A 21,401-nucleotide genomic window follows, 5' to 3' on the forward strand; every position below is an offset into this window, starting at 1 on the left:
CCCGATCAGCGCAGTATCATCCCTTCAGCCTAAGGGAGGACCACGCATGCATGAAACCATCCGCGTGGGCGAAATGAGTGTCACGTTTCTCATGACTCGCCACGAGACAGCTGACGCTCTGGATATGTTCGAGCTTACGATTCCTTCCGCTACCAGCGTCGTCGTCCCGCATACGCACCGCAACTACGACGAGTGGGTCTTTGGCATGAACGGCATTACCACCTGGACCCTGAACGGCGATATCATCCTGCTTCATCCTGGCGAGAGCCTCTTCATTCCACGTGGAACGCCGCACTTCTTTGCCAACGTTCATGATGGTATCGGGAGGGTCATGTGTCTACAGACACCCGGCGTTATGGGGCCGGAGTACTACCGCGAAATCGCGAGGCACTATCGGCAGGAAGAACCCGACCTTGCTGGAATCGGCGATGTGATGTGCCGATACGGTGTCGATCCGCTGATGAACCGTTAGGGAAGTTGACGCGATCGGTTATCGAATGGAAGATGAGGGAACGCAATTCTTCGCGTTGGAGTCTGTATGATCTTTCGTCTTTCTGCCGCCGCAGTCACGGCTCTCTGCTCCGCGCTTGTCTTAACCCCACTGCAAGCCCAAACTTCGCCGGCAACCTCGCCGGCCCGAAATGAGGCCTCCATGTCCCGCGCAACCGGACCGTTCGATGTGAAGCTGACTCCGCAGGAAGACAAGATCGATGCCGCGCTCGGGCGAATGATTATCGACAAACAGTTTCACGGCGAGCTCGAGGCGACCAGCCGCGGTCAGATGCTTTCCACCATGACTGCCGTCAAGGGTTCTGCCGGCTACGTTGCCATCGAAATCGTCAGTGGCTCGCTGGATGGGCGCAACGGAACGTTTGCCCTGCAACACAGTGCCACGATGAACCGGGGAACACCTTCGCTTTCCATCGCGGTTGTCCCGGACTCCGGAACAGGCCAACTTACTGGGCTCACAGGAAAGATGAATATCAATATCGCGCCGGATGGCAAGCACAGCTACGACTTCGAGTACACACTGCCGGCCGCGAACTAACTTGATAAGGCAGAGCCGGGGACGGTGGCTTACACTGCTTGCAGAAGACTCACATGGCCATCCGTTCTCTTTTCACCGCCCTGCTTGGAATTGCTATGCTCTCACCTACCGCACACGCCCAGAGGATCTCCGCCGATGGCGCAATGCAGACCTTCGGCTTCGTCTCTGATCAGTACTTCGCCGACGTCCTCTTCCATTTCGCTCCCACCTACGGTACACAGGCCGGTTTGCACCAGTACGACACGCAGCTTGAGGACTACTCGGCTGCCAGTGTGCAGAAGCAGATTGCTGCGCTCCATGTCTACGAGAAGAAGGTCGAGGAGATTCCGGCAGACGCGCTGGACGCTTCGGTGGCGGCTGATCGCAACATTCTTCTCAACAGCATCCGCTCGCAGCTGCTCTCGCTTGAGGTCATTCGTAACTGGGAGAAGAATCCTGACAACTACTCGAGTGGCGTAACCAACTCTATCTTCGTCCTGATGGAGCGGCCTTTCGCTCCGCCGAACACCCGCTTGCGCGCGGTCGTCGAACGAGAGAAGCAGATTCCGCAGGTCTTCGCAGAGGCCCGCAAAAACCTTAAAAATCCTCCGCATATCTTCACCGAGATCGCGCTCGAGCAGATTGACGGCCTCGTTAGCTTCTTCGAGAAAGATGTGCCTGCGGCCTTCCTCGAAGCGGATGATGCGAAGGCGAAGGCCGACTTCGCCCGCACAAACGCTGCTGTCATCCAGGCCTTGAAAGACTACGGCGTGTGGATGAAGAGCGACCTGCTACCACGTTCCAACGGCGACTATCGCCTCGGCGCTGATACCTTCGCAAAGAAACTCTCCTATGACGAGATGGTCGATATCCCTCTCGATCGCCTGCTGCAGGTTGCCTTTGATGATCTCCACCGCAATCAGGCTGAGTTCGCCCGCATTGCCAAAGAAGTTGATCCCAATAAAACGCCGCAGCAGGTACTTGCCGAGTTGGCGACGATTCATCCTGCATCTGACAAACTGCTCGATTCGTTCCACAGCACCTTCGATTCGCTGATCGCCTTCATTCGCGCGCATAACATCATCACTATCCCCAGCGACGTGCAGCCGACGCTTGAAGAGACGCCGCCTTTCATGCGCGCCACGACCTTCGCGTCTATGGACCCTCCGGGGCCGTTCGAAACCCGATCCACGAAGGCCTACTTCAATGTGACCCTGCCTGAAAAGAATTGGACGGCTGCCCATGTCGCGGAGCATATGGCCAGCTTCAACGTCGGCACGATCATCTCGACGAGCGTGCACGAGGCCTATCCGGGCCACTACGTGCAATTTCTATGGCAGAATCAGTTCCCGTCCAAGATTCGCAAACTCATTGGCTCCAACTCGAATATTGAAGGATGGGCTCACTACACGGAACAGATGATGCTGGAGGAGGGATATGCTGCGCCTCCGCCCAACGCCACACCGGAGCAGGTACGCGAGGCGAAACTGATTCGTCTCGGTCAATTGCAGGATGCTCTTCTGCGCGATGCCCGATTTGTCAATTCCATCAAACTGCACACCGGCCTCGGCGAGCCGAACGGCCAATGGACGGTCGATCAATCGGTCGATTTTTTTGTGAAGGAAGGGTATCAGTCGCGCTCTGTGGGTCTGGTCGAGACCAAGCGTGGAACCGCAGATGCAACCTACCTCTACTACACGCTAGGCAAGCTTGAGATTATGAAGCTGCGCGAAGACCTGGAGAAGAAACAGGGAGCCGCCTTCAATCTTCAGGCCTTTCACGACAGTTTCATGCGCCAGGGGTTCGCTCCGATCAAGGTCATCCGCAAAGCTATGCTGCACAATGATTCACCAGTGCTTTAGAAGCCTGCGAGATTTAGCCGGAGGCCTCGGTTCCTCTCATAGAGGAAGAGTTCGACGCGCGAGCCGGATCACCGTCCGCTCTGTTGGCGCGCTCTACGCATTTACGTCTGCCACGCGTGGCGGTGTTTACTCCCAGGCATCCACCCTCACAAAACGCATTCCGGAGAACCTCTCCACCAGGAGCTCTGTTGCTCGCACCGTATCCAGTCGGGGTGCATTCAGTCCTTCTTGGCCGCCGTCGTGCAGGACGATGTTCGTTGCTGCCCCGCGCCTTTTATTCCGTTCCACTCCCCGCATAGCACGCGCGAGAATTCCGTCCACTCCGATTGGATTCCAGTCCTGGCAGATTACGTTCCACTGCACGGGAACCATTCCCATCTCTCTTGCCAGACGCAGGACCACCGGCCTGCGGGCGCCATGGGGAGCCCGAAAGTACCGTATCCTCTCTCCTAAAACGTCCTCGATCACAGCGCTGGCGCCGGTCAGTTCCTCACGAATCCTTCGCTCTGTCTGCCAGGCAAGCCAAGGATGGGTCATCGTGTGGTTGCCGATGAGGTGTCCGGCGGCGGCAATCTCCCGCACCAGCTCTGGACACTGCCGCACAAACTGGCCAATCAAAAAAAATGTGACCTGCACTCCCCCTCGCGCCAACACATCCAACAGCCGGGGCGTGGCCGCAGGGTTTGGTCCATCGTCGAAGGTCAGCGCAAACTCCCCTGGTCGGGAGGGGGCAATGAGCGTCTTGCCGAAGATCTGGGACTCGGGCGATAGCGCTGCCCATGCCATGCCACCTGCCACGGCGGCGGTCAATCCCACGACGCCGCCTAGAGCAGCGGCGGAAAGTCCACTACCCGTCATAACTCCTTCGACTAATGCACGACCTGTCATCGCCAGATTCCTGGAACCTTATAGCCATCATCTCACCACTGTTTCCAGTCCCAGCACCAATCGAAACTGCTTTCGCTCGCTAGAGCTGCAGGCGCAGTTTCCAGCGAGTGAGCAAGGAGGCGACAGCGATGATGAAGCCAGTGAAGACGATGGAGCGGATCACGCCGGGGAATCCCCAGGCAAGATGGGTTCGAAACCAGGTGATTCCAAGTGCACCGAGGAAGAAGTACCAGAGATCTGGCAGCAGGTAGGTGAGCAGGGTATTCGACCCTGCGGGCCGGGTGAATGCTGCCCATCGTGTATGGTGCCGAACGTCGCAGATCCAGTAGAGCAAGGTGAAGATGGCTATGCTTGTTCCGATGCTGTAAAGGCACCAAGTGGGTGTGGCGCGGATCTTTGAGATTCCCAGGGGCGTGAGCAAGTATGCGGCGATAAGAGTTATTGCGGAAAAGGAAAGGGCGAGCGCTGCTTTGGAGCGGAAGGCAGGCCAGCGCACGCTGTATGGGCTTACGAAGATGGTGGAGGTTGCGACTCCGGCCATTGCGATGAGAGTGTCGGAGCCGTTGCCGAAGGGCCAGAGATAGATACCCGCATGGCGAGGGAACTCGATCCAGTGAGCGGAGCAGAAGGCGCAAAAGGCAGTGAGCGCAACGAACCATCCGAAGGGGGCCCAGCGCCAGCGGCGCGTAGGAATGTAGAGAACGCAGGTGGTGAGATAGGCGAAGGCTAGCAGTCCGAGTATCTCGGGATAAGCGGTTCTGATCCACGCGATGCTGCCGTCTTTCGTGGTGCGTCGAAAGATGGCGAACATGACGACCATGAGGGTGAGGCCGGTGAGGCGAAGAGTTTTTACCAGAGCTTTATGGCTATCGGCACGGGGATAGACCATCCAGAAGAGAATGGCTCCCACAAGCGCAAGGATTGCCCAGAGGCCTGGGGGCATATGGATGAGTGCGGGGTCGCCTGCACCAGCATTTGTGAGAATGAGGCCGAGAACGAGAAGGGAGAGCGAGCGAAGAAATACGTGTAGCCAGAGACGCGACTGCGAGGGAATCTTGCGCAGGCGCTGTTCAATCGCGATCGGAATGGCCATGCCGAGAATGAAGAGGAAGGCGGGAAAGACCATGTCGACGTAGGTCATGGCATCGACGTTGCCGGGCGCGTGATAGGTCCACCAGGGAAGTCCTTTAACCTCGGCGAGATCGTTGACGAAGATCATGACGATCATGGTGAGTCCGCGAAAGACGTCGATGGAGAGGACGCGTGGCGCTTGAATGGTAGTGACTGCGGTCTGGGTTCCAAGCTGAGCGGTGGCCATCTTAGTTGCCTTTCGACGACGCGGTTGCGACAGGAGTGAGTCCGGCATGCACGGCTTTGAGGAGGATGCCGGTAGAGTCGTTCGAGTACTCCCAGAACATGATGCCGCCGAGCTTATGTTGGGTGACGTAGGAGCATTTGGCAGCGAGAGATTGAGGATCTTCGTAGGTAACAAAGATGTGGCTCTGAGGATTATAGAGGTACGGTGCGGAGGCTTCGGCGTCCCAGTAACGAACAAAGCCAGTGGCGAGAAGGTTGGGAAGATCGGGATAGGAGAAGTGAACTCCCCGAGCGGCTTTACCGGGTTGAAAGAGGCCGTGGTTTTTATTGGGGACTTCACCCCAGCTGCGGCCATAGAACGGAACGCCGAGAACAATCTTGCGTTCGGGAACGCCGGCCTGCATGTACTCGGTTACCGAGCGGTCAACGGAAACGTGCTTCGGGTCGGCGGGGTTTCGGAAGAGAGGAGCGTCGTGCCCGGTACTGGGTCCGCCCACATAAAAGTCGTAGGTCATGAGGTTGACGGTGTCGACGTACCGTTGGACCTTATCCATCTCGGTATGCTGGAGGAATTTGCTGGAGGCACCGGTGGCGATGGAGATATAGAGCCGGCGATGCAGCCGAGTCTGTTCGCGGTCGAAGCGCTGGCGAAGCTCGGCGAGCAGCAGGGTGTAGTTTTGTTTGTCCTCGGGACGGAAGGTGTTGCCATTCCCCGGTTGATCTGGATACTCCCAGTCAACGTCCAGCCCGTCGAGTTTGTAGCGCTCGATGAAGCTGACAGCGCTGGCAATGAAGCGTGCACGCGAGCGAGGGGTGAGGGCCGCGTCGGAGAACCCCCCCGACCAGGTCCAGCCGCCAACGGAGACGAGCAACTTGAGCGCGGGATTTGTGCGCTTAAGCACATTAAGGACAGCGAAGTTCTCGGCGTCGTGAGGGAAGCCTTCGATAATCTCGCCATTTTTTATATTGGCGAAGGCATAGTTGATGCGTGTCAGCCGACGAGCATTGATCTCATTGGGTTCCAGGATGCGATCCTGCGGAAAGATGTAGGCGATGATCTCGCGAGAGGCTGGTGCGGAGTTTGCAGATACAGCGGAGGATTCGGGCATGGAGCAGGGTGCCGGCACACAGCAGAGAGCTAGAAGGGCAAACATGAGCCGGCGGAACCAAAGAAAAGTCAGACGCATCGTGCAAAAAGGGTAATTTATTCAAGACCCCGGGCGTTGCGCCGGTTGGTTATTCTCGGTAAACTTGGCATTGCAGGGAAAAGTATCGGATTCACCAGGCGGGTGGCCTGTGGCTTTCCAAGCGCCGATGTAGCTCAGCTGGTAGAGCAACTGATTCGTAATCAGTAGGTCAGCGGTTCAAATCCGCTCATCGGCTCCATTATTTTCAATAACTTAGAGGACTTTACGCGCCAGACCACTGATTTTGCGTCATTCTCGCTTAGACCTAACTGTCTTATTTTTAGTGAGATGAGCATCTATCTAAACATGTTCAGAAGTCCCGCAAATTCTCCCGCAATTTAATTTTCACCTGAGGAGCACTCCCGTCGTTAACGAGTGCTGCGCATAGTCGCAATCCGCAATATAGAGCATGAAGCGGTGTGTACGCCGTATACTAAAATTGGTCTACAGTGTATACATGAAAGCAACTACGAGCCAGAAGATTGCCAGAGCCGCCCGCAGGCTGCTCGATAAAGAAGGAGCGGAGAGCGTGACCATGCGGCGGGTGGCGTCTGCAGTTGGCATTACGCCGATGGCGCTGTATCGACACTACCAAACTGTGATGGACTGTTGAATGCGCTGGCAGATGTAGGGTTTGTGGAACTGTCGGAGAAGCTTGCGAGTGTGCGGCTGACGGGCGGGATCGAGGAACAGCTCTTGAAGATACTTGATGTCTTTCTCGACCATGCGTTTGAGAAGCCGCGTCTCTTCACGCTGATGTTTCTTACGAAGCGCGAGGGTGCGCGGCAGTATCCGGAGGACTTCCGTGCACGGGGGTCTCCTACGGCGAATGTCTCGGCTGATGTGATTGCGCGTGCGATGGAGACTGGGTACTTCCGCAAGGACGATGTGATGCAGGGCCTGGTGATGCTTTACCTGGGAGGCCGCGTGGCGATGCCTCCAGAGAGTTTTCGTGCCTTTTGTCACTGATCGTTTGGGAGGTATCTGAATGGCATACGCAGCTAATTACCGCCGCGTCGGGGAAGCATTTCTCGCAATCGTCGCGACAGGGGCGATGTTTTACTTCGGCAACGGTCTCAATCCGTTGTGGCCACTCATGTGGATTGCTCCGCTGCCGGTGCTAGTGTTCGCGTTGCGAAGCAAATGGTGGGCCACGGCGATGTTGACAGTGGCTGCGATGCTGCTCGGCAATTTGAACATGTGGAGCTACTTGACGAAGACGCTGGGGATGCCGGTATCTGGGTGGGTATCTTCCTGGCTGCGAGTGTTGTCTTTGCAGCGGGAGTGCTTCTCTTTCGTGTGCTGGTGTTGCGTGGCGCAGTGCGGAGCGGACTGGTGGCGCTACCCGCGGTGTGGGTAACGAGCGAGTATGTCCGCAACTTGACGACGCCGCATGGGTCTGCGGGAAGCCTGGCGTACTCGCAGCTGCGCTTCCTCCCGTTTCTGCAGCTTGCTTCGATCACGGGACCGTGGGGGATGAGCTTTGTGCTGCTGCTGTTTCCCGCTGCGATCGCGATTGGGCTGCATCTTAGGCAGACCTCACCGAAGCGCGCCCTGCAGGTTGCGGGTGCGGGGATTGGAGTGGTCGCGGCTGTACTGGTGTTTGGCGCGGTGCGACTGGCGATGCCGATGACCGAGACAGCGCGTGTGGGGTTGATCACCTCGGACGAGAAGGCAAGGTAGACGGCAGTTGGCACGGACACATTGCAGTGATGCGCGGTGTGGAAGACGGCTTCAGCATAGCGCGCGGCGAAGAACGGCTTCCTGACGGTGAGCGACGACCGCGGCCGGATCGTGGGCGAGGTGAGCAGCAGCTCTGCTCCGTTTGCGACGCTACTGGTGGATGTGCTGACGGCGCACAGCAGCACGGTGTATCAGGTGCTGGGCGACTGGTTTGCGTGGGTTGCGATTGCGCTGCTGGCATTTGTGCTGCTGCAGGTGGTGCGGCTGCGCACCCGTGCTCAGGGCTGAGATCCGGAGAGTGCGCGAAGGCTTTCGATGACGGACTTGAAGGCGGGGTCATCCCCTTTGTCCGCTCTCGACTGGCGATATCAGGGCAATGCGCTCATTGAGGAGCGATTTGTTTGTGTTCCGGGTGGATGGTCGGCAACTCGTCAATAACCCGCCGCGGCCCCCCCCGACCGATTCGGACCGGAAGGCAACCGGTAAGATGCGGTTTGGGAGTAAAGCTCCGCTTAGTTCACCTGTCCGACAAGGCGACTATACAGACGAGTGAATTGCTCTCATTTGTCGGTGAGTGCTTTGGCGATTTGTCATCAACTGAGAATCGCACCTAGCGACATTATTGGCGCTTCTCAGTACCAATCTCAGTGATTACTTGAGATTCCGCATTGACATCATCCACCGCGCCAAGTGCGGATGGGAGGTCGGCTGGCCTTCAAGGGCTTGGAGAATGGTCGATGATTCTGAAGGAAAGGCAATCGGCAGCGCCGATTGTCACACGACGCCAGTTCGGGAGGGCCCAGTCAGTAGGCCAATCCATCGTCTCCAGTTCTTCGATCCAGTCCTGCGCGGCCTTCCTTGCTTCCCTCAAGCCATATCGTCTGAATACTGCCTCGTAAAAGGCGGCTAACTCCCTCTCCGCTATCGTCATAAACTCCGCAACTCGTTCGACAGACGGTTGCTGAGCGTGAAAAATCGAGTTGTTTTTTTTATCGCACATGGAACCTATCTGTTGATTGAAATAACGTCCGTCAGATTTATGACCTCAGACACCATTCGGCCTTTAGGGTGCAATTCCGTCTGACGATACTGGCCTGATGGCGAGGCATGTTGCTAGTGCATTGCTTCTCCGGCAGGGGTCTCCTGACCGGGCTTGTTCTTGCTCAGAATGAAGGCGCACACCACCATGCCCATCGCCATCCAACAGAGCAGACGGTAGATGTCCTGATAAGCCTGCGCAGCAGCCTGCTGATTGAGTTGCTGATAAATAGTAGCTCGTGCCATGAGGCCGGGTCCGGGTCCTTTGCTGCTACCGCCAAAGTAAGAGGTAAGCGCGTTGACATGGTTGACGAAGGCGGGATTGCCGGGCTGCATGGATTCCTGCAGGCGCGCCTGGTGGAAGAGAGAACGGTTGGTCACGATCGCTCCAGTGACGGCGATGAAGATGCTGCCGCCAACGTTGCGAACGAAGTTGATGATCCCGGAGACCTGATTGCTCGCCTCTTTCGGAAGTCCGACATACGCCGCGGTGGTGATGGCGATGAAGGCGAAGGGAATCGCGAACATCTGAAGAATTCGAACCCAGGAGGCAAAACCGAAGGTCATGGTGAGCGTGAAGTGCGTGGAGGTGTAATAGAACGCGCCGGCAAAGCAGGCGAAACCGAATGCAGCCATATTTCTCGCCGGAAATCTGCCGGTAGCTATTCCTGCCATGGGCATAACGACGAGCAGGGCGAGTCCTCCGCCCGCGAGTGCCTCTCCGGCGCGGGTTGCCGTGTACCCCATCAGCTGCTGCAGGAACTGGGGCTCAAGTACGGTTGCGGCATTCAGGACACCGCCCACCAGAATCATGAGAAAACAGCAGATGGCGAAGTTCTTGTACTTGAAGAGCCGCAGATTCATGATGGGATTTTTAGCCCGCAACTGCCACCAGATCAGACTGGTCATACCCACAACGAATAGAACGCAGAAGATGCGAATGGAGTTGGAGGCAAACCAGTCGTTCTCTTCGCCCTTATCGAGCATGATCTGCAGGCCGCCCATGGCGACCGTCAGCAGCCCGAGGCCGATGTAGTCCAGTTTCCTGAGGTTAGCGCGATCGGCTTTGATCCAGGGTGGGTCCTGAACCAGGCGGCTGACCAGAAAAAATGCGAGGATGCCAATGGGAAGATTGATGTAGAAGATCCATCGCCAGGAGTAGTTGTCGGTGATCCAACCGCCGATCGTCGGCCCGAGGGATGGCGCAAGCACTGCCACAAGACCGTAGAGCGCGAAGGCCTGGCCACGTTTTTTTTCTTCGAAGGAATCCGCCATGATAGCTTGCGCCATAGGCTGGAGGCCTCCACCTCCGACACCCTGAAGTACACGCGCCAAGAGCAAGATCGGGAGCGTTGGGGCGATACCGCAAAGAAAACTTGCTGCGGTGAAGATGGTGATGCACAGCATAAAGAAGTTCCTGCGGCCGATTACGCTTGAGGCCCAGGCGCCCACTGGCAGAATGATCGCGTTGGAGACAAGATAGCTGGTGAGAACCCAAGTTCCCTGATCGGTGCTGGCGCCAAGATCACCGGCAATGTGGGGAAGGGCGACATTGGCAATGGAGGTATCGAGAACCTCCATGAAGGCAGCGAGGGCAACAGTGGCCGCGATCAGCCATGGGTTCGCCTTCGGCTTCCATTGTTCGCTGGTGCTCGCCTTCGCTGACATCCACCTTCCTCTCCGGTAAAAGAAAACGCTCTATTTACCGATACAGGATGTATCCAACAACTTTCTGGATTCAGAATATATACAAATTGTATTTGAAATCGTATTGTATGTTAATAGCAGAAGTGTGTGAGGAGGGCGCCACGATGGCTCATTCAGGCGCAGGGCGAGCATTGGCGACCAAAGGCGGATATCCCGTTCAAGTCTCCGGCAGTCTTCACGGAGATGTCGGATACCTCGACCGCGAGCCGGCATCGAGTGCCGTGTGGAAGTTGCGGAGGGGGGAAGAGAAGGAACAAAAAGACACTCCACCCAGGTCGATTGTCGTCGAGCAGTGGATCTGCTTCGTATGGGGCTTCGTCTGCATGGCCTTCGGAATCTGGGGAATTTGTATGAGGTCAGAACAGGACGCTCTTCCTGCATACATTGCATGGTTGGGATCGCTCCATATGCCTGCATTGCGGGCAACGCCAGTTGCGTGCTTCGGTATGGGTGTGGTGTTGATACGCCGGGGGTGGACGCATCTCTGAGCTGCAGTTTTTCAGCAGGCCGAGGATATGGATGTTCTCGTCTACGCACGCGACGAGGAAGGGACCAACATGAAAACCAAAACGGAAGAGGACCTCGAAGACATCCCCTGGCATACCTGTGGTATGTGATTCTCGCATTCGCGGCCATTGCCGTCACAGCCGTGATTTGGTCATTCGATTGTTTTAGGCAAGCCTGAAGAGGCTGCTGAGAAAGTCCGTTTGCTTAAGGGCACGGCCGATGGCCCTAGGCGATAGTCTTGGGTCTCCGTGCCGCAAGTCAGGTAAAGAATTTGTCGGACGGGAACCTCCTAAGGAATAAGCTATCTTGGTATCAGGATGCAGAGTGTTCATTGGGCGCATCTGCAAGCGTGTCGTAGAGCCGGTCAATGAATCGCTACCGCAACGATTTGGGAGAAGCTAGGATCCAAATGCCTCTGACTAGCACAAAACCCACCGGCACAAAACCACGAAAGCGGCTCACGCGCGAGGAGAGCAGAGCACAGACTCGTGCCACACTGGTCGCCGTGGGACGCAGGCACTTCCTGCGTTACGGACTCGGCGGCGCTGTGGCGGAGAAGATCGCGGAGGATGCCGGTTTTTCTCGGGGCGCTCTGTATTCCAACTTCGACGGGAAAGAAGAGTTGTTTGTCGCCGTAATCCATGAGGAACAGGCGCGCCACCTGAATTTCTTCCGTTCTCTGTTGAAGGACGAGCCTTCAGGGAAGAAGCGGGCGAAGAAATTTCGGGATGCCATTGCTGACCTAATGACGGACCACGATTGGATAGTACTTCGTGCTGAGTTCGAGGTCGCGGCTCTTCGCAGCGAACGTATCCGGCAAAGCTTCGTTGAAGTGCATCGACAGCAGCTTCGCGACGGAGGTGAGCTCGTCAGAGACCTCTTGCGATCTCCCGAAGTCACTTCGAAATTGATGCCGGATGATTTCATCACGGTCATCATCAATCTTGCTCATGGTTTGGCAGTCACCCAGAGAATCCTCGGCGCAGAACTGTCTCAGAAGAGCACGCGCAGCTTGGTTCAATCGCTGTTTGATCATTTGCTATGGTCCACCTAATCGGCTGGCCGCAATAATGCATTCAATGCGAGGGGTTTGATCTGGAAGCGTGCCTTTGGTAGAAGTGTGCAGTCGATTTAGCACTACTCCCCTGTCACAACTCATTACTCCCGAATGAGGAGAAATCGGAAGTAGAGTCTTAGTTGGTAATATCAGGGCTTAGCGCTCATTGACCCTATTCAGATCGATGTATGTCTTCGGCAAGTTGCTGTATAATCGTCTATCCGGAAAGGTGAAACCGAACTGCCTGAAAAGTCGGGCGGTCTCAACCGGTCGATGCAACACCATCTGATATGAATTCATATTCTAAAGGTGGTGTTTATGGCACAAGGAAAACGGGACAGGCTTTCCACCGAGCAGCGGATCGACATGTGGCGCCGTTGGAAGTCGGGCGAGTCGTTGCATGAGATTGGGCGCGCCTTCGGTAAAGGCGATGGTTCCATTCGGTTCTTGTTGACGCAGCGCGGCGGGATAGTTCCTGATGCTCGTCGACCCTCGCTGCGAACGCTGACGCTGGCCGAGCGGGAAGACATCTCACGTGGAATTGCTTCCGGTTTGTCGATTCGTGAGATAGCCAACGGGTTGCAACGGGCTGTGTCGACAGTGAGCCGGGAGGTGGCGCGTCATGGCGGGCGTCCACTCTATCGAGCCAATGAAGCAGATCATCAGGCCTGGGAGTCGGCTCTGCGACCCAAGGTGTGCCTTCTTGCCATCGACCAGAAGCTGCGGACGATCGTGGCCAGTAAACTGATCCTGGACTGGTCGCCGGAACAGGTTTCGAAATGGCTGAAGGTCCACTATCCCAGCAACGAGAGCATGCGCGTGTCCACGAAACCATCTACCGCAGCTTATTCATCCAGGCCCGGGCAGTGCTGAAAAAAGAGCTGATTCAGCACCTCAGGTCCAAGCGGCTGATACGTCGCTCACGGCACTCGCGGGCTGACGGACAGTCTCGAGGTCAGATCGTCGATGCCATCTCTATTAGGGAAAGACCTGCGGAGGTTGAAGACCGCGCTATTCCCGGTCATTGGGAGGGCGACCCGCTTAGCGGCAGCAGCAATAGTCATGTCGCAACCCTGGTGGAACGACATTCGCGTTTACCATGCTGGTCAAAGTGCCCAGCAAAGATACAGCGACGGTCGTCGCCGCGCTGAGCAAGCACGTGCGTAAACTGCCCGCGTCCCTGCGGCGCTCGTTGACCTGGGACCGGGGGCACGAGATGGCAAAACACAAGAGCTTCACGGTGGACACGAATGTGAAAGTCTACTTCTGTGATCCGCAGAGCCCCTGGCAGCGCGGCACCAATGAAAATACCAACGGCCTGCTGAGACAATACTTCCCTAAGAAAACCAACTTATCCGGTTACTCTCAAGCCGATCTCAACAAGGTAGCTCTGCGCCTAAATCAACGCCCCCGAAAAACCTTGGGCTTTGAAACCCCGGCGAGTAAACTTCAAGCCAGTGTTGCATCGACCGGTTGAGACCGCCCGGGTTACTAAGATGGTCCGCCGCTTGATCTTCCCCGGAAGATCTTGTAGGCAGATTCAAGGAGGATCATCGACATGCAGATTCGATCGGTTGGTATTGACCTTGGCAAGACGACCTTTCACCTGGTGGCACTTGGTGATAACGGCAAGGTGCTGCTGAAGAAGACGTTTACCCAGAAGCAGTTGATTGCCTTCACCGCGAACATGCAGACCTGCTTGATCGGGATGGAAGCATGTTCGGGGTCGCACTTCCTCGGCCGTGCTTTTACGGGAACAAGGTCATGATGTGAAGTTGATTCCAGCCCAGTTCGTGAAGCCGTTTGTGAAGTCGAACAAGAACGATTTCATCGACGCTGAAGCGATTGCTGAGGCCGTGGATCGCGAGAACATGCGCTTCGTGCCGATCAAGACAGATGATCAGCTCGACCTGCAAGCTCTCCATCGCGTGCGTGACCGGCTCATGGCGCGAAGAACCGCTCTGATCAACCAGATTCGTGCGTTTCTGCTGGTGCGAGGCACAGTGTTCGCCAAGAGCCCGATTCGGCTGAGGGAAGCTCTGCCTGAGGTGCTTGAGAACGTCAACGAGAACCTCACCCCGAGGATGCGGAACCTGGTTGCCATGCTGTGGAGCGAGTGGAAGGACCTGGAGCTTCAGATCGTGCAGATGAACGACGAAGTGGAACGGATCGCTTCGAGCGATGCCGCGTGTCGGAGACTGCGGCAGATCCCTGGCATCGGACCGCTGGTTGCAACCGCGATCGTGGCCTCCATCGGTAACGGCGCAGCCTTCCGCAAGGGACGAGAGTTCGCAGCCTGGATGGGGCTGCTGCCGAAGCAGCATTCGACCGGTGGCAAGGCGAGGCTGTATGGAATCAGCAAGCGCGGCAACTCTTACCTGCGCAAGATCCTGATTCATGGAGCACGCGCGGTCGTATTGCGATCCAAGCGAGACCGAATCGCGATGGGCGCCTGGATGACCTCGCTTGAGACGAGGGCGCCACGAAACGTATTGATCGTGGCAACAGCACACAAACTGGCGCGGATCGCGTGGGCAGTGCTCTCAACGGGCCAGGACTATCGAGCAGTACCCAAGGCAGTGACGGTATAAGCAAGCTTAGAAACCAGCAACATCAAGTTCTCCCCACCGAGGTCTGCACCGGATAAGTGAAGATGAAAGAACAGTCAAAACGGCGCACCTGAAACCTGCTTGCCGAAATGGCCCATACGAGGCCGGCGTGTTTTCAAAGGACAGGTACGCGGCGTATCTCATCAAGGCCAGGAGAAAACTCTCCACCTAAAGGCCGGATACATTGACGCAGACTTTCCTTCATTCGAAACTTTTCCCTTGCATTCACACGGCGGACCATACATTCCGGCAAGTTCAATCGAACTGGCCGCAAGGCGGACTTCCCGGGAAGTGGCCATCAAGTTATCTATGAGCTCCGCTCCAATTCAACCGATCAGCTCCTCGTCGCCGAATGAAGACCTCGGTGTAGCGACTACGCCCGGAAATCCTTCATCCAAGACAGCCTATGGCGTACTGGAGCCCGGAGTGGCAGACCTGAACTCGTCGCTTAAAGCATTGACAGTGTGCGTCCCGCTCCCCGAAGGTGAGTACTAGGCTCTCGGCCGCACCGTGCTTCAAGCTGGGCCCAGCACCAGCGTAGCGCCATCACTTCTATTAAAGCGAGCAAATTGTTATGTTAGGATGCACTCTATCGACACTGCATCGCTCTTCGTATTCTCTTAGTCGCGTAACTCGATTTCCATGGATTTTCCGTTCTTATCGAAGCGGTAATAGAGATCCCGCGAACATTTGACCCAAATGGGAAAGTGAATGAGTGATAAGACTGAGCAGATTCTGACTCTTGAGAAGCGCTGGAGGTGCGAGGAATCAATCTCCCGGCGGATTTCCGTTTCGCCCGTCCTCACCACCACTGGTCGGCTGCTGCTGTTGCTCGCTAAAATAGCCCTGCTCAACGGTTGCAGCGGAGCCCCTTCGCTGACCATAGCCGGCGCATACTTTCCGGCATGGCTGGCCTGCGCTGTCATCGGAGTGATAACAACTGTCATCGCACGAGGTCTTATGGCATCGACCCATCTGACCACGATTATCCCTTTCCAGCTTGCAGTGTGCTCGGCTATCGGCGTCTTGGTCGCGCTGGCTGTATGGCTCTTCTGGACGGTGCACTAACGATGGAAGCTCGGGGCGTCAATCAACGCAAACCGCTGGGTATTCTCATCGCCCTCCTGATCGTGGGCGCCGCTGTTGGACTCGCTGTAAAAGTAGCCTCCCGTACAAAACTCTCGACAGACGACGCCAGCATCGATGCAGAGGTCATTCATGTTGCCTCTGCGGTTGGTGGCCGGATTATCGAACTACCCATCCATGAGAATGAACTGATTCATCGGGGCGATCTTCTCTTACGAATCGATCCGGTGCCCTACCAGACCAACGTCGCCGCTGCAGAAGCGCAGCTCGCTCTCTCCCGCGCCACGCTGGAATCCAAGCGACGACTCGTCTCAGCGCAACGTTCGAACGCCGAGATCGCAAGCGAACAGACCCGCAGGGCGCAAACCAACCTTGAGCTATCGATGCGCACCGAGGAGCGCCTGAAGCCCCTCACTGCGAAGGGCTACGTCCCGAAACAGCAGCTCGACCAGGCGGGGGTCGCGACGCAGAACGCCACAAGTTCTCTCACCGAAGCCAAAGAGCAGGAGACTGCTGCTCACCATCTGGTCGATGATGTCGCAGCCGCGGAAGCGGCCGTACGAGCCGCCGCGGCGGCGCTCACGAATGCGCGCAGAGCCTTGGAAGATACGGAGGTGCGCGCTCCACATGAAGGACGCATTGTTGGTCTCTCTGTTTCGACAGGAGAGATGGTCATACCATCGCAGTCGCTCTTCACGCTCATCAATACCGAGGAGTGGTTCGTATCGGCCAATTTTCGCGAGATCGATCTCAAGCGGGTGAAGCAGGGCGATTGCGTGACGGTTTACTCGATGATCGATCGCCATGCTCCGATGAAAGGTATCGTCGATAGCATCGGATTCGGAGTCTTGTCGGAGGACCGCATCAATGTTCCAAGGTCGGTTCCCTATGTCGAGCCATCCCTCAACTGGGTGCGCGTAGCGCAGCGATTCCCCGTACGAATTCATCTGCAGGAGCCGCCCGAGCAGCTCGTACGCATTGGCGCTAGCGCCATCGCGGAGGTCGATCATGGCACCGCCTGTAGATGATGCATTGCCTCAAAATAACGCCTGGACCCTTCTTACGCGTTACTCTCCGGAACGGCTTTCGTTCGCGCTGAGGCTCGCCCTTATCTGTGCCCTCGTCGCTTTGGTTGCCGAGATCTACAAAACGCCCGAGATCGCTCTGACCACCTATGTAGTCTTCTTTCTCAACAAACCAGACCGTGTAGAGAGTATCGTTCTCTCGATCGCGTTCACGATCATCATCACCGTCATCGTCGGATTCCTGCTCGTAATCGCATCGCCTGTCCTCGCAAGCATTCCTCTGCGGGTAGGAGCCATGGCGGCAATCTCATTCACCCTCCTGTTCTTGGTATCTGCGAGCAAGCTCAAGCCGATCGGGTCAACTCTCACGCTAATCATTGCATACGCCTTGGATCTACTAGGCTCTGTTCCCCTTGGCGAACTGGTTACGAGAGCCTTCCTCTACACCTTGCTATTCGTCGCTATCCCCGCAGCAGTCTCCATTGTCATCAATCTCTTGTTCGGAGCCGCCCCTCGCAGCCTCGCGCAAAAAGACTTCGCAGCAAGGCTTTGTACAGCAGCAAAGGCTCTGCAAACCGACGAGGAATCGATCCGCGAATTGAAGCAGCTCCTCGCCGAAGGAGACGAAGAAACCCAGAAGGAACTCAAGCTCTCCTCCATCGAACACAGCAGCCGTCCAGAAGATCTCGACGCCCTCAAGGCCTCATCCGACGGCGTAGTTACAATCCTCTCCGCCGTCCAGCTCATGGTCACCGAACCTGACGCGCTTCCATCGACGGAGACAAGATCGGCAATGCAGTCAACCCTCCTCCAGATGGCCGCGATCTTCGAGAAGGGCGGCTATCCGGCCCTCGTCGAACCGATTCCAGTAGAAGGCGGCTCCGCCGATCTCGTTTGTTCTTCCATTATGTTCTTCAACGCTGGCCTGAGCCAGTTCGGAGAACGCCGACCCTCCTCGAAGGAGAAAAAAGCTAAGTCAGGATTTTTCCTTCCCAATGCTTTTTCCAATCCAGAGCACGTGCAGTATGCGTTCAAGACAACCCTGGCAGCGATGACCTGCTACCTCATCTACTCCGTCCTGAACTGGCCCGGTATCCACACTGCCCTGATCACCTGCTTCATCGTGTCGCTCGGAACCGTCGCAGAAAGCGTAGAGAAGCTGCGGCTGCGAATCCTCGGCTGCATGGTAGGAACCGTTGCTGGACTCGGCGTCATGATCGGCATCATTCCCAGGACAACGGACATCGGACACTTGATGGTGGTTGTCTTCGCAGGAGCTTTCATCGGCGCATGGATAGCTGCCGGAAGCCCACGCATCTCCTACGCGGGATTGCAGTTTGCCTTCGCCTACTTTCTTTGCGCTATTCAGGGATCATCCCCAGCCTTCAACATGGTCGTCGCCCGCGATCGCGTCATCGGAATCTTTCTGGGAATCCTGGTCTCGTATTTCATCTCGACACGTCTCTGGCCGGCGAGCATCGCCCCGCACATCGATGAAGGGCTGAAGACAGCACAGAAGCAACTGCAAGAGATCTATCAACTTTCCAATCCATGGCAGCGTCGCCGCGTCGCCGCAGAGACGCAGGCCCTCCTCCACAAGATCGAAACCGATATTCAGTTGGCTGGTTATGAACCTCCCTCCATTCGCCCCACAACGGCATGGCGGCGCGCGCGCAGGAACGCGGTGCGAGCCGCGCAGCGACTGGACATAGCCCTCTTCGCACGTTCTGAGCTGAAAGACTCCGGGAAAGAACCTGCAGCCGATAACGCCGCTTTATCGGAATTGTCAGACGCCAGGTCGCATTCGTTCCAGCTTGCGTTGTCGAGAATCGACCAGTCGGAGGAACATGCATAACATCCACCTTAAGACGGTCTCAGCGCTGCTTGCGCTATGCGCCACCGCCGCGAAAGCGCAAAGCACGTCTTTGCCCATCGCCCCCTCGGTTTTGGTGTCTTCCGAACAAAAACCCTCCACGGAATCTCCGCAGGCAGCGCCCGCAGTCGGACAGAGCTATGCTTTGACACCAAACCCCGCCGCCGCCGTTCTGCCTAAACCCCACGTCGATCTCGACGCCGAGCACCCATACACCCTCCCCGAGCTGATCGATCTCGCGGAACGCGAACATCCGGAAACGCGAATCGCATGGGAGACCGCGCGCAACGCAGCTCTGACCGCCGGCATCGCCAGAAGCACCTACCTCCCGCGCATGTCCGCAAATGTCATCGGAGGCCATCAAGCGTCGTCCGGCAGTAGCAGCGCTTTTGGAGTCAACACGCAGGGGTCGGAGTCTGTTACCGGTTCTGTCTCCTCAGTCACACTCGCGTGGCTGTTATTCGACTTCGGTGCACGCAGGAATGCCGTGGACGCTGCCCAGAAGGTCTCGCTCGCCTCCAACATCCTCTTTACCGGAGTCCATCAGAAGATCATTCACGACGTATGCGTCGCATACTATCTCTATCTTGCCGCCTCCCGGCACACGGTAACCGCAGCAAAAGCGCTCCAGAATGCTCAGGAGATTCAGAAGGCTGCCGAAGAACGGTATCGCGGTGGAATCGGGACGGTACTGGAGTCGACCCAGACCCGTCAGGTGACTGCCCAGGCCAAGCTCGTCAGAATCCAGGCCGAAGGTGCAGAGCGGAATGCCTATGCCTCTCTCCTCGAAGCCATGGGTTTTTCTGCTCTTGAAAAGATCAAAATTGCTCCGCTGGAGCGGCACACATTCACCGACGACACGCGCCCTGCAATCGAGCAGGTCGTCACCGACGCGCTCTCTCGTCGCGCGGACGTTCTCGCCGCCTATGCGTCAGAGCAGGCAAGCCAGGCAGCAGTCAAGGCGGCACAGACCGCCTACCGCCCAAAGATCTTCCTCGCTGGCACAGGGGCCTACGTAAGCGGACAACTCGGACTCACAGCAATTCCCGCGATCGGCGAGCAGCAATTGCCGACGTTGAACATCACCGGCAATCACTGGAACTCGACCGTTCTTCTTGGACTATCAGTCCCGATCTTCGACGGCCACGCTAGAGCGAACGCGATCAGCGAAGCAAAGAATAACTCAGCCAAGGCCGCGGCAACACTGGACCAGACACGAATTGTGGCGATTCGCGAGATCGTAGGCGCACAAAACGCGCTGGAGACCAGTCTCGCCGCCGATGAAGCTGCCCGCACCTTGCAGGACGCCTCACAGATCTCCTACGACGCTGCTCTCGATGCCTACAAGCATGATGTAGGAACCATTACAGCCGTCGTTGCCGCCCAGACCCAACTCTTGCAGGCCACACTCGCCTCAGACGACGCCTACAGTTCCACGCTTTCCGCTGCGGCCACACTCGCATTCGTTTCCGGAACACTTGCGACTGCGCCTCGGTAACACAAAAGATAAGTGCACCTTCCCAAAGTTCGTCGTTTGAGCGTTGAGAAGACACCACGACCATGGCGATCCGAAGTCAAGGTCCTCTCCGTCGCAATGACGAAGTCAGCCCTTGTTGACATTGGCAGAAATACCGACGCAGAGGAGCGAGCAATGGATTAGTAAGGGGTTAGGGAAGAGGTGACGATCCATCCCTAAGTTGGTAATGATGCCAGAAACATGATGTGGGCCAACGGGTTATCGCAAATCTCAGCTGGCAACAACGGTAGTGCACTCATTGAATGCTGTTGAGTTCAGCTCCCAGGATTAGTAATGGGAAACGCGCCAGTGTTTACAATTTCCGGTGGGTGACTTTCCACTTGGACGAAAGTCGCCTTCTCGGACAAGTGGTTCCAGCAGTGCCCTGAAAACCGGCTACCGGGACAACTGGCGGTTCACTGCTTCTGGAACCGATTTCGCAGAGGACAAGTGTCCGAGAAGGCGACTTTGCAGGCATCAGCGTCCTCGATCTTTGGATCGTTCGATTGAATCATCGTCAAGAACCACTTGCCGGTCAAAAGGAAAGAATGTGGGAAACATCATGCAACAACGTGGGTAATAGTGAGCAAAACGAGCAAACGAAAAAGCATCCATCCATGCGGGCAAATCATAAATAAGTTATTGAAAATGTTGGTGTTTATGAAAGAAAGAGGCGTTGAGCACCGCGTAATTCGTAATCAGTAGGTCAGCGGTTCAAATCCGCTCATCGGCTCCATATATCCATAGTAAATGTCGTGCGTCCGATCACTGCATATTGGGCTTCTTTTGAGAAAACTTCATTCCGTAGCCGACTTTGGGGAGAATGGTCTGACAATAGGTTCCGGCTTTGACTCGGGAACCGTCAGCAACGAATCCCTCCTGATCAGAACGTTGCGCTGACTGCTCTGGAAGTAACGTTGGTGGCAATGATCCAAAGCTTGCAGCACTGCTGACGTCTTGGCTAAGATACTCTGACAGCGGCACCTCACTGAGGCGCTTGGCCCCTTTCCTGTCGCCCA

Annotated in this window: 17 protein-coding genes, 1 tRNA gene and 2 pseudogenes; 16 read left to right on the plus strand and 4 right to left on the minus strand. The window is 56.5% G+C overall.

What is annotated here, in order from left to right:
• Positions 1-46 precede the first annotated feature (46 nt).
• The 3 genes from BDD14_RS16265 to BDD14_RS16275 all read left to right on the plus strand — a co-directional run bounded on the left by BDD14_RS16265 (position 47) and on the right by BDD14_RS16275 (position 2,889).
• Positions 47-472 (plus strand): cupin domain-containing protein, encoded by a 426-nt coding sequence (locus BDD14_RS16265; protein ID WP_130419723.1) that lies wholly within the window; start codon positions 47-49, stop codon positions 470-472.
• A gap of 66 nt (positions 473-538) precedes the next feature.
• Complete coding sequence (locus BDD14_RS16270; protein ID WP_242617993.1) at positions 539-1,048, plus strand: DUF3224 domain-containing protein; 510 nt, start codon at positions 539-541, stop codon at positions 1,046-1,048.
• A 53-nt stretch (positions 1,049-1,101) separates the two neighbouring features.
• Positions 1,102-2,889: a DUF885 domain-containing protein gene (locus BDD14_RS16275; RefSeq protein WP_242617994.1), complete on the plus strand. Its 1,788-nt coding sequence runs from the start codon at positions 1,102-1,104 to the stop codon at positions 2,887-2,889.
• 126 nt (positions 2,890-3,015) lie between these two features.
• Here the strand turns inward: BDD14_RS16275 and BDD14_RS16280 are convergent, their stop codons facing one another.
• From BDD14_RS16280 to BDD14_RS16290, 3 genes are all read right to left on the minus strand, one after another.
• Entirely contained in the window at positions 3,016-3,777 is a 762-nt protein-coding gene (locus BDD14_RS16280; protein WP_242617995.1) for a polysaccharide deacetylase family protein, read from the minus strand.
• Positions 3,778-3,856: 79 nt separating this feature from the next.
• On the minus strand, positions 3,857-5,095 hold the full coding sequence (locus BDD14_RS16285) for a DUF5009 domain-containing protein (protein ID WP_130419724.1): 1,239 nt from the start codon (positions 5,093-5,095) through the stop codon (positions 3,857-3,859).
• 1 nt (position 5,096) lies between these two features.
• Positions 5,097-6,203, minus strand: a complete 1,107-nt coding sequence (locus BDD14_RS16290) for a glycoside hydrolase family 18 protein (RefSeq protein WP_242617996.1) — start codon at positions 6,201-6,203, stop codon at positions 5,097-5,099.
• Between the two features lie 201 nt (positions 6,204-6,404).
• Here BDD14_RS16290 and BDD14_RS16295 point away from each other — a divergent pair.
• The 5 genes from BDD14_RS16295 (at position 6,405) to BDD14_RS33060 (ending at position 8,252) form a co-directional block, all read left to right on the plus strand.
• Positions 6,405-6,480: transfer RNA gene (locus BDD14_RS16295), tRNA-Thr, on the plus strand.
• A 258-nt stretch (positions 6,481-6,738) separates the two neighbouring features.
• Positions 6,739-6,894: a TetR/AcrR family transcriptional regulator gene (locus BDD14_RS33050; protein ID WP_242617997.1), complete on the plus strand. Its 156-nt coding sequence runs from the start codon at positions 6,739-6,741 to the stop codon at positions 6,892-6,894.
• The gene (locus BDD14_RS16300) at positions 6,891-7,250 is read left to right on the plus strand and encodes a TetR/AcrR family transcriptional regulator (RefSeq protein WP_242617998.1); all 360 of its coding nucleotides are present in this window, start codon (positions 6,891-6,893) and stop codon (positions 7,248-7,250) included. Before BDD14_RS33050 ends, BDD14_RS16300 begins: the two co-directional genes overlap by 4 nt.
• A 231-nt stretch (positions 7,251-7,481) precedes the next feature.
• The gene (locus BDD14_RS33055; protein ID WP_242617999.1) at positions 7,482-7,964 is read left to right on the plus strand and encodes a hypothetical protein; all 483 of its coding nucleotides are present in this window, start codon (positions 7,482-7,484) and stop codon (positions 7,962-7,964) included.
• 120 nt (positions 7,965-8,084) lie between these two features.
• Positions 8,085-8,252: a hypothetical protein gene (locus BDD14_RS33060; protein WP_242618000.1), complete on the plus strand. Its 168-nt coding sequence runs from the start codon at positions 8,085-8,087 to the stop codon at positions 8,250-8,252.
• A gap of 825 nt (positions 8,253-9,077) precedes the next feature.
• Here BDD14_RS33060 and BDD14_RS16310 read toward each other — a convergent pair.
• Positions 9,078-10,670, minus strand: a complete 1,593-nt coding sequence (locus tag BDD14_RS16310) for a DHA2 family efflux MFS transporter permease subunit (protein ID WP_130419726.1) — start codon at positions 10,668-10,670, stop codon at positions 9,078-9,080.
• Between the two features lie 143 nt (positions 10,671-10,813).
• On the opposite strand from BDD14_RS16310, the gene BDD14_RS16315 reads away from it, so the two are divergent.
• The 8 genes and pseudogenes from BDD14_RS16315 to BDD14_RS16355 all read left to right on the plus strand — a co-directional run bounded on the left by BDD14_RS16315 (position 10,814) and on the right by BDD14_RS16355 (position 20,364).
• Complete coding sequence (locus BDD14_RS16315) at positions 10,814-11,197, plus strand: hypothetical protein (protein ID WP_130419727.1); 384 nt, start codon at positions 10,814-10,816, stop codon at positions 11,195-11,197.
• A gap of 428 nt (positions 11,198-11,625) precedes the next feature.
• Positions 11,626-12,270 (plus strand): TetR/AcrR family transcriptional regulator, encoded by a 645-nt coding sequence (locus BDD14_RS16320; RefSeq protein WP_165420113.1) that lies wholly within the window; start codon positions 11,626-11,628, stop codon positions 12,268-12,270.
• A gap of 321 nt (positions 12,271-12,591) precedes the next feature.
• Positions 12,592-13,750, plus strand: a pseudogene (locus tag BDD14_RS16325) (IS30 family transposase).
• Between the two features lie 81 nt (positions 13,751-13,831).
• A pseudogene (locus BDD14_RS16330) lies at positions 13,832-14,864 on the plus strand (IS110 family RNA-guided transposase).
• 729 nt (positions 14,865-15,593) lie between these two features.
• Positions 15,594-15,950: a YtcA family lipoprotein gene (locus BDD14_RS16340; RefSeq protein WP_130419730.1), complete on the plus strand. Its 357-nt coding sequence runs from the start codon at positions 15,594-15,596 to the stop codon at positions 15,948-15,950.
• Between the two features lie 2 nt (positions 15,951-15,952).
• Entirely contained in the window at positions 15,953-16,996 is a 1,044-nt protein-coding gene (gene mdtN / locus BDD14_RS16345) for a multidrug transporter subunit MdtN (protein WP_130419731.1), read from the plus strand.
• Entirely contained in the window at positions 16,977-18,848 is a 1,872-nt protein-coding gene (locus BDD14_RS16350; RefSeq protein WP_130419732.1) for an FUSC family protein, read from the plus strand. The genes mdtN and BDD14_RS16350 overlap by 20 nt, the downstream gene beginning before the upstream one ends.
• Positions 18,841-20,364 (plus strand): TolC family protein, encoded by a 1,524-nt coding sequence (locus BDD14_RS16355; protein ID WP_130419733.1) that lies wholly within the window; start codon positions 18,841-18,843, stop codon positions 20,362-20,364. The genes BDD14_RS16350 and BDD14_RS16355 overlap by 8 nt, the downstream gene beginning before the upstream one ends.
• Positions 20,365-21,401: the final 1,037 nt, after the last annotated feature.

Source organism: Edaphobacter modestus (genome assembly GCF_004217555.1).
Taxonomy (GTDB): Bacteria; Acidobacteriota; Terriglobia; order Terriglobales; family Acidobacteriaceae; genus Edaphobacter; species Edaphobacter modestus.

Excerpts from the sequence above, each read along its gene's own strand:
- BDD14_RS16265 (WP_130419723.1), top strand. The coding sequence starts at position 47 with ATGCATGAAACCATCCGCGTGGGCGAAATGAGTGTCACGTTTCTCATG.
- BDD14_RS16270 (WP_242617993.1), top strand. The coding sequence starts at position 539 with ATGATCTTTCGTCTTTCTGCCGCCGCAGTCACGGCTCTCTGCTCCGCG.
- BDD14_RS16275 (WP_242617994.1), top strand. The coding sequence starts at position 1,102 with ATGGCCATCCGTTCTCTTTTCACCGCCCTGCTTGGAATTGCTATGCTC.
- BDD14_RS16280 (WP_242617995.1), bottom strand. The coding sequence starts at position 3,777 with ATGACAGGTCGTGCATTAGTCGAAGGAGTTATGACGGGTAGTGGACTT.
- BDD14_RS16285 (WP_130419724.1), bottom strand. The coding sequence starts at position 5,095 with ATGGCCACCGCTCAGCTTGGAACCCAGACCGCAGTCACTACCATTCAA.
- BDD14_RS16290 (WP_242617996.1), bottom strand. The coding sequence starts at position 6,203 with ATGCCCGAATCCTCCGCTGTATCTGCAAACTCCGCACCAGCCTCTCGC.
- BDD14_RS33050 (WP_242617997.1), top strand. The coding sequence starts at position 6,739 with ATGAAAGCAACTACGAGCCAGAAGATTGCCAGAGCCGCCCGCAGGCTG.
- BDD14_RS16310 (WP_130419726.1), bottom strand. The coding sequence starts at position 10,670 with ATGTCAGCGAAGGCGAGCACCAGCGAACAATGGAAGCCGAAGGCGAAC.
- BDD14_RS16315 (WP_130419727.1), top strand. The coding sequence starts at position 10,814 with ATGGCTCATTCAGGCGCAGGGCGAGCATTGGCGACCAAAGGCGGATAT.
- BDD14_RS16320 (WP_165420113.1), top strand. The coding sequence starts at position 11,626 with ATGCCTCTGACTAGCACAAAACCCACCGGCACAAAACCACGAAAGCGG.
- BDD14_RS16340 (WP_130419730.1), top strand. The coding sequence starts at position 15,594 with ATGAGTGATAAGACTGAGCAGATTCTGACTCTTGAGAAGCGCTGGAGG.
- mdtN (WP_130419731.1), top strand. The coding sequence starts at position 15,953 with ATGGAAGCTCGGGGCGTCAATCAACGCAAACCGCTGGGTATTCTCATC.
- BDD14_RS16350 (WP_130419732.1), top strand. The coding sequence starts at position 16,977 with ATGGCACCGCCTGTAGATGATGCATTGCCTCAAAATAACGCCTGGACC.
- BDD14_RS16355 (WP_130419733.1), top strand. The coding sequence starts at position 18,841 with ATGCATAACATCCACCTTAAGACGGTCTCAGCGCTGCTTGCGCTATGC.